At 27.6% G+C, this 7879-nt stretch carries 4 protein-coding genes; all 4 read right to left on the reverse strand.

From position 1 onward, the window contains the following. Positions 1-3461: ATP-binding cassette domain-containing protein (locus ACIQ56_RS11975; RefSeq protein ID WP_397601293.1), on the reverse strand; the 3461-nt coding region annotated here is incomplete at its 3' end. A gap of 1 nt (position 3462) precedes the next feature. Then, the gene (locus tag ACIQ56_RS11980; RefSeq protein ID WP_397601294.1) at positions 3463-4386 is read right to left on the reverse strand and encodes a hypothetical protein; all 924 of its coding nucleotides are present in this window, start codon (positions 4384-4386) and stop codon (positions 3463-3465) included. Continuing rightward, on the reverse strand, positions 4331-5596 hold the full coding sequence (locus ACIQ56_RS11985; RefSeq protein WP_397601295.1) for a tetratricopeptide repeat protein: 1266 nt from the start codon (positions 5594-5596) through the stop codon (positions 4331-4333). Before ACIQ56_RS11985 ends, ACIQ56_RS11980 begins: the two co-directional genes overlap by 56 nt. Before the next feature lie 72 nt (positions 5597-5668). Further along, on the reverse strand, positions 5669-7810 hold the full coding sequence (gene priA, locus ACIQ56_RS11990) for a primosomal protein N' (protein WP_397601296.1): 2142 nt from the start codon (positions 7808-7810) through the stop codon (positions 5669-5671). Positions 7811-7879: the final 69 nt, after the last annotated feature.

Here is a 7879-nt window from a genome sequence, read left to right on the forward strand (position 1 = left end):
GATAAAAGATCGATAATTCTTAATTCCATTTCTTCAGGTAAAATTAAATTATCTACAAGTAATATTTTATTAGAAAATAAAATAGCTCTTGCAAAAGAGAAAAATAAAATTTCACCGGACCACAGCATTTGTTTAGGAAGATCATCGACTTTTGTATTTAAACCATTTCTTAAAACGGCTACTGATTGAGCAATACCAACTCTATTTAATACGGACCAAATTTCAGAATCATCAAATTGCTCCGTGGGATCTAAATTTTCTCGAATGGTAAGAAAAGGAAATAATGAATTCATAGATATGTAAGTATATTTATCTCTAAGATCAATTGGATTTAATTTTAAAATATCCTCATCATCAATTATAATTGTTCCTGAATCAAACGGGACAAATAAAAGTAAACTTGCAAAAAAAGTAGATGTTTTATTTTGACCTTTATCTGTTATAAATCCAAATCTTGCCCCATGCGGTATAAAAAGATCTAAATTATATATTGGATTAGGGTATTCTAAAGAAGAAGAAACGGTCAAAGACATAACTCGCAAGGAACCTTTTTGAGGCCAATAATTTGAAGTAGAGCACGATTGATTTTCAATATCATCATAATGAATAGATGTGCGCATTAAATCTTCAAAATAAGGAATACATTTAATAAATTTTTTGAAATCCTCTTCAATATTAACAAAAGCTTGAAAAAAGAAAATAACAGATAAAAAAGCCATTATTACTGTTCCAATAAACATTTTTTCAATATTAATGACATAATATGCAACTGACAATGCTACAATAAATACAAGAGATAAATTTATAAATTTTAAAAATTGAATGATATATTTATCTTTTTCTCTTGTTTTTTCATCTAGTTCATTTATTTCATTCTCATGCTTTTTATATAAATATTCTCTAAATAAAAATGAATTAGAAATTTTTAATGAATTAGTATAGTGAAATGTTAACTTAGCTAACTTATTTTTTTCAGATTGCATTTCAAAATAAGCTCTTAAATAAGAACCTTTTTTTATTAACACAAACACAAATGTAAAAATAATAAAAGCCACTAATAATAATAATGCAGATGCATTCGCAATAGAAATTAAAATGAATCCTGCCACAAGATAGGAAAAACGAACAATGAGTGAAGTAAGAGAGGCAAACAAAACATCTTTCGCTTTCGAAAAATTATCTAAATATTTTGCCGTAAAAGAATGATCGTCTTTATATTTTTTAATTAAAACATTATACACTTTATTTTCAATTGAAGTGCCAAAAAGTAAATTTATCATTGCATTTTTTATATGAAACAGATAAAAAAGTCCTAATGATATTAAAGTACTCGAAACAAACATCATAATTTGAATATTTTTTGAATATTTCTCTGCAAGAGTATGAGAAAACAAGGAGTAAAACCCTAAACACATAAAAATTTGCGACAAAAGAATAATACCAAAACTTAAATATGAATTTTTATTTTTAAAATAGGATTGAAAAAAGAATTTTGTAGAGCTAAAAATTTGTCGAATATATTTTATTTCATTTGATTTATCATAAAAGCTAAAATCATAATATTTATTTTTTTCCTGAGTTGAAATGATATTAGATTTTATTTTCATTTTAGACTGATTTTGAGTTAAGCCAAATTGCCTAGAATCTGCAGCAGCATAATGAAGTCTTGCATAAACACCCGCTTTTTCTATAAGAACTTTATGACTTCCCTGTTCCACAATCATACCATCTCTCATAACTACAATATGGTCACAAAGAGAAGCTATTTCTAATTTTTCAGTAACAATGACACGATTTAAACCATGTAATAATTTTAAAAATCCTTCATTAAAGATATGGGATATCTCTGGTTGAGATAAATTTTGAAATGGTTCATCTAAAAAATAAAATTCAGATTTTGCATATAAAATACGAGCAATCGCTATTTTTCTTAAAAAACTTTCACTAAATGTATTTTCTTTTGTATCTAAATAAGTTTCATCTCCATCCTCTAAAAAATTTAATTCTTCTTCCAGAAAACTGGCCCTTACCGATTCGATATATCTTCTACCTTCAAATTCTTTACTTAAAATAATATTTTCTCTTAAAGTTCCATCAAATAAAGAGATGTCTTGAGGCAATATTTCAAATTGATTTGGTAATTTTTTTTCTCCACTAATTAACTTTAGTTCACCTGCACATGCAGCTAAGAAAGAGGACTTTCCAGAATTGGGTTGCCCAACTATAGCGGTTATGTTTCCCTGCCTATGTTCAAATGAAATATTATAAAGATGGATCGTCTTTCCATTCATAAAGGATGCTTTATGAAACCAAATTTTTTCTTGCTTCACCACTTTTTTATTTATATTTACAAAATCTTCAAAATCATTAAATTCTTCATTTACTTCTTGAGTAACTTCTATTTCGTTACTTTTAACTAGAGTCACGTTAGAGTTCAATAACTTATAATTATTTTTTAACTCTATAATACGTGAAGAAAATAATAAGATATTTGCATAAAAATGAGCCGCTAATATAAAAAATACCAAAAGAGTTGCAATTGATGTTAAAGGTGCATTTGGATGTGCATAAATATAAAAAGCAATACTTGGAATTGCTAATACAAAACAAGAATAATAAAAAATCACTCGTGAAGCCGAAATTCGATTTATAATATTTAATGTTATGTTTTTACTATTTTGTTGTAATAAATTTATTTTTCTTAAAAAGAAAGATTCCATTGCTAATAAATGAACTCTATTCCCATATAAAAATATCTTTTTTAATAAAAGACTTCTTGATTCTAGAAAAAATAAAACTTTTTTCATAGTTCTTGAAACAAAAATTTGATTTTGAATTTGCAAGAAAAACATAATCATAAGAATTGAGATTGGTATAAAAAAAAGCTTGTCCATTAAAACATAAATAAAAATGAAAGAGACAATTAAGGCAGGTATACTAAATAACAATGATAAAACATTTGGAAGATCAATAAACTTATATGAAAAAAAGTTACCTTCTTCATCACTAAATTTATTTAGCATAATATTATTTTGATCTTTTGAAGAGTAACAACATATATGTGACATAATATTTAAGGATTGATATTCAATTTCTCTTTTCCAATTTATAAAAAGCTGCTTCTTTAAATAAGAAATAAAAAGAAATAAAGCAACAAATGCAAAAAAATATAATGATGACAAAAAAAGTTTTTTATTTACTTCAGCAAAACTTGGTACTAAAAAAAATTCGAGATAATGTTTTATAATAAACGGAGATATTAAAGCTAAAGATATCAAAATAATCTGTATAAAAGAAGCTAAAAAGATATTTTTTTTAAATACTAAAAAAAATATCCAAGAGAGCGATCTTTGTTTATTTATTGTCTTTTGGAGTATTTTCTCAGATGAATTTGATTTCTCTGAAAAAAGATTCGTAAGAGAAAAAAAAGAAGCAGAAATTTTTTTTTGGTACCCAGGCATATTAGTATTTCAACCTTTTCGTCATGAGCAAAAAAATAGTTATGATGAAGTATATCACGACAGTTATAACATTTGCAGGACCAGACATCCACAAATTTCCATTTTCTACTAATGTCCTTGCAGCAACTACATAATAAATATTTAGATATAAACAAGATGAAATTATGGGAAGGATAAGAGATCTTTTTGCATCAATTTTAAGCTTTTTTAATTTCGCCTCTTTCGGATCAAAGGCTGGTAAAATTGAAAGCCAAACATAAAATCCAGATAGACTCAGAAATAAGACAAGCCAAAATATAATATACAATATGTTTCTTTCACCACCACCAAAGTAACCAAACCACAAAAAAGGAACAAAAGCAATAAATTGAATCAATCCTGCAAATAGCCAAGAATTTTTAATTTTTACTTTATTCATTAACTCAACAACAAAAGACCTGAAAGACAACTCTGTGCCTAACGAAACAACAACACAAAAAAGAATGATGGGAATATAGCCAGATAAGGATAAATTTAAGGCAGAGAATATTGTATCTCCAGAAAGAAAAATAGGGCTATCTGGAGAAATTAAGTTTATTTGAGACATGTTAAGACTCAATTTAATTCCAACTGCAGCTGCTAATAATGGAATTAATATCCCCCAAGTTAATTTCCTACTGAGCATTGGGATTAATAGTAACATATCAAAAGATAGTCTAAATATTTTTATTAAAAATATAGAAATTAAAAAAGGAAACCAAGAAATCATTAATAAAGAAATTAAAATATATAATGTTTTTCCATTTGAAACATCAGAATAAACTTTAAATTGAATGAGCCATGATATCGCAATTGTGAAAAGACAAAAAAGGAATAGAACAAATAAGTTTTTATTTTTTTCTTGATTTAAGATTCTCGTTGTAATCGGCAGTAAATTTTTCAACACCTTTTTCTCGCAACTCCTTCAATATATTTTTTTCTTCAAGTAACTTCGTATCTTGAGCCATTGCAGCCTGAAAACAGCTTACAGCACTAGAAATGTTACCGGATCGATAGTATGCCATCCCAAGATTAAAATAAACATGGGCTTTAAATTTATCGAAGAATTGTAGAGCATTTTCATAAAATAAAATTGCTTCTTCCACTTTTCCTTTTTTAACTAAAGCGACACCTCTATTATTAAAAAAACTTGCTAATGATTTGCTTTCAAAGTTTCCTTCAATTTTTTCAAAAAATGACTTAGCCTGATCAAAATTTCCATTAACTGAATTGGACTTCATCATCCCAACTAAAGCTCCTGTATTTGAAGGATCTTTATTTAATACTTCATTGAATTTATTTTCAGCACCATTGATATCATCTAAACCCAATAAAGCATCTCCTAGCATAATTTTATGACCTAAATTATTTGGACTTTTCGATTCTAATTTTTCATAAATCATGGAAGCTTCTTCAAACTTGCCAACTAAACAAAGTGCTTTTCCAAGAGTACTTAATGTCTTTAAATTTTCATTTTGTTTATTTTCACGATTTTTATCGAGATGATTTTTTAAAAAATCGACAGCTTCCTCGTATTTTTTCTTTAAAATACGAACCTCACCGCCTAAATAAGTATATTTCGAATTATTTGTAATTTCTTTTTCTACATCTGAGTTTGAAAAAAGGGTGTCAATGGATTTTATATCTGATTCATGGATTAAATGTTTTAAATCTTTTAGTTTTGCTGAAATTGCTTGTGTATTCTTAAATTCGGAACGAACTTCTTCCATTTTTAATAAAAACTCGGATGCATTTACAACTTTTGGCATAGTATAATAAATATCAATTTCACTCATTAAAAAAGAATCTTGCGGAGAAAATGCGGCTGAACAAACAACCAACTCAATATGATCATAATTGACTTCATTTTTTATCTTTTGGGAAAAGACATGACCTGGCATTTCTTTCATATTCCAGTTAAATAAGATAATTTGAATTGTATTTGCTTCTTTACCAAGAATCTCTAATGCTTCTACTGGTGAAGCCGCATTTTTTACTTCATAATTTCCCGTTTTTGTTAAAACACCCATAAAAAAAGTACGAAGATCCGCTTTTTCTTCAATGATTAAAACACAAACTTTTTCTGAATTTTTACTATTTTCAGAAGCTTGAGGCATTTCATATCCTTCATTTATCTCAAAAAAACGAAAATTTTACTCTTCTCAGTATCGGAAATTTTTTTTCATATTCTAAAGAAAAGAGTAAGGATCTACATCAATACGCAAACAAGATATCAATTCTTTGTCATGAGATATTTCTTTTGGAAAAAGAATAAAAGGATGATAATCCCGCGAACTGCTAATACAAAGCTGCATTCGAAATTCATCTCGTATTTTTTCAATTGTTGCAGAATATGGGCCTGCAAGCCTTACTTTTAATGGATTAAATTGATTTAATTTCCAATGCGAAACTAAATATTCTTTAAGTTTATTAGATAAAGTTAAAGCTTTTTCTTTGTTTCGATGTCTTATTTCAAATAATATTTGTCTTGAGAATGGAGGATGAAACCCAATTTTTCTTAATGATATTTCTCTATTCATAAAATCATCTACTTTATTATTTAAAGACATTTCTATAACAGGATGCCCAATAATTAAAGATTGTAAAACCACCGTTCCTTTTTTTTCTCCTCTTCCCGCTCGCCCCATAGCTTGAGTTAATAATTGAAAAGTTCTTTCAGATGCTCTAAAATCTGGTAAAAATAAAGAGTCTTCAACATGAAGAATGACTACCAATGTTACTTTAGGAAAATCATGTCCTTTAGCAAGCATTTGAGTTCCTACTAAACAATCTGTTTTTCCAATACGAAAATTTTCTATAATTTCATTTAATTTTGTGTTACTTGTTAGGACATCTCTATCTAGTCTATCTATTTTTAAATTTGGTATTAAGGTTTGAATTTGTTCTTCTATATTTTGAGTGCCAATCCCTTTTAATAAAAAATGAGTCGAATGACATGTTGGACAATTTTTTCTTTTATTTTCTCGGTATCCACAATAGTGACAAATTTCTATGGAACCATTTTGATGTAACGTTGTTGTAACAGAACATCTGGGACATTTTAAGGGCGAAGTACATTCAGCACAAATAGCAAAATTAATATAACCTCTTCTATTAATAATAACGATACTCTGTTCACCCTTGTCTTTTTTCTCCTTTAAAAGAGAACAAACTTCGGATGAAATACTATCATTTTGAAATGATATTTGTGTTGACTTTAAAGGATAATTTCCTTCTTTTAACTTTGAAGGTAAATTCATATTTTTTTTGCTATCAATAATAATACTATCAACGGTATTATTTGAATATTTATTTTCAAGTTTAAAGTATTCATACTTTCCTTGCAAAGCATTATACATTGTCTCCACAGAAGGAGTTGCCGAACCTAATATACATAAGGCTTTTTCTTTTTTTGCACGCAAAACGGCAATGTCTCTTGCTTGATAAGGCGGAAGATCTTGTGATTTATAACTTCCATCATGTTCTTCATCTACAATAATCAATCCGATATTTTCAAGTAAAGTAAAAATAGAAGTTCTAACACCAAGCACAATTTTTACAAATCCTAAATGAATTTTAAACCATTCTTTTTCATATTCATTTGATGTTAATCCCGAATGCAAAATTGCTAAATCATTTTGAAATACAGCACGAAATCGCGAGCTCATTTGAGGTGTTAATGCAATTTCAGGAACAAGAATGAGCACTGTTTTTTTATTTTGTATTACATTTTGCGCAATTTTTAAATAAATTTCTGTTTTACCAGATCCCGTAACACCATGTAACAAACAAACAGAGTTTGGTTTTAATAAAATTTGATGATAAACATTTTCTTGTTCACTCGATAAATCAATTTGTTCCCTTAAGGGTAAAATTGTCTCGCCTTTAATCCCTTTTTTATTGTTTTCTTGATTGATATAATATTGATTTTTATCATCGATATGAAAAAATTTAGACAATCTTTTAAACAAGACAGAATGCTTTTCTACATTCCAAACAAATTTTGGTGCAATATTTGGCAATACCCGCTCAAATGGAAATAAATAATACTCGGCAACCCATTTCATAATTGAAATTAAAACTTCTGGAACCTGATTTGTAAAAGGAACATAACTAATGATTTCTTGGCAAGGAAAATGAGGCTTTTCAGTAAATTCAAGAAATAAGGCTACAAATGTTTTCACCGATTTCCCTTGTCGCATAGGAACAAGGCAAAGTTTACCTAATTTCATATCTAAAAATTTTTCAGGAATTTGATACGTTAAAAACAGCCCTGTTGCTGCTATCACTACAAAATTACCGTATTTTTTCTGACTAATATCAAATTCCATTTTATTACCCTAATTTTGACTTTTCCTATGATTAAGAACTAAATAAGAATTCAAACCTATAAGACATGT

This window comes from Silvanigrella sp. (genome assembly GCF_044369315.1).
GTDB lineage: Bacteria > Bdellovibrionota_B > Oligoflexia > Silvanigrellales > Silvanigrellaceae > Silvanigrella.

Excerpts from the sequence above, each read along its gene's own strand:
- ACIQ56_RS11985 (WP_397601295.1), bottom strand. The coding sequence starts at position 5,596 with ATGCCTCAAGCTTCTGAAAATAGTAAAAATTCAGAAAAAGTTTGTGTT.
- priA (WP_397601296.1), bottom strand. The coding sequence starts at position 7,810 with ATGGAATTTGATATTAGTCAGAAAAAATACGGTAATTTTGTAGTGATA.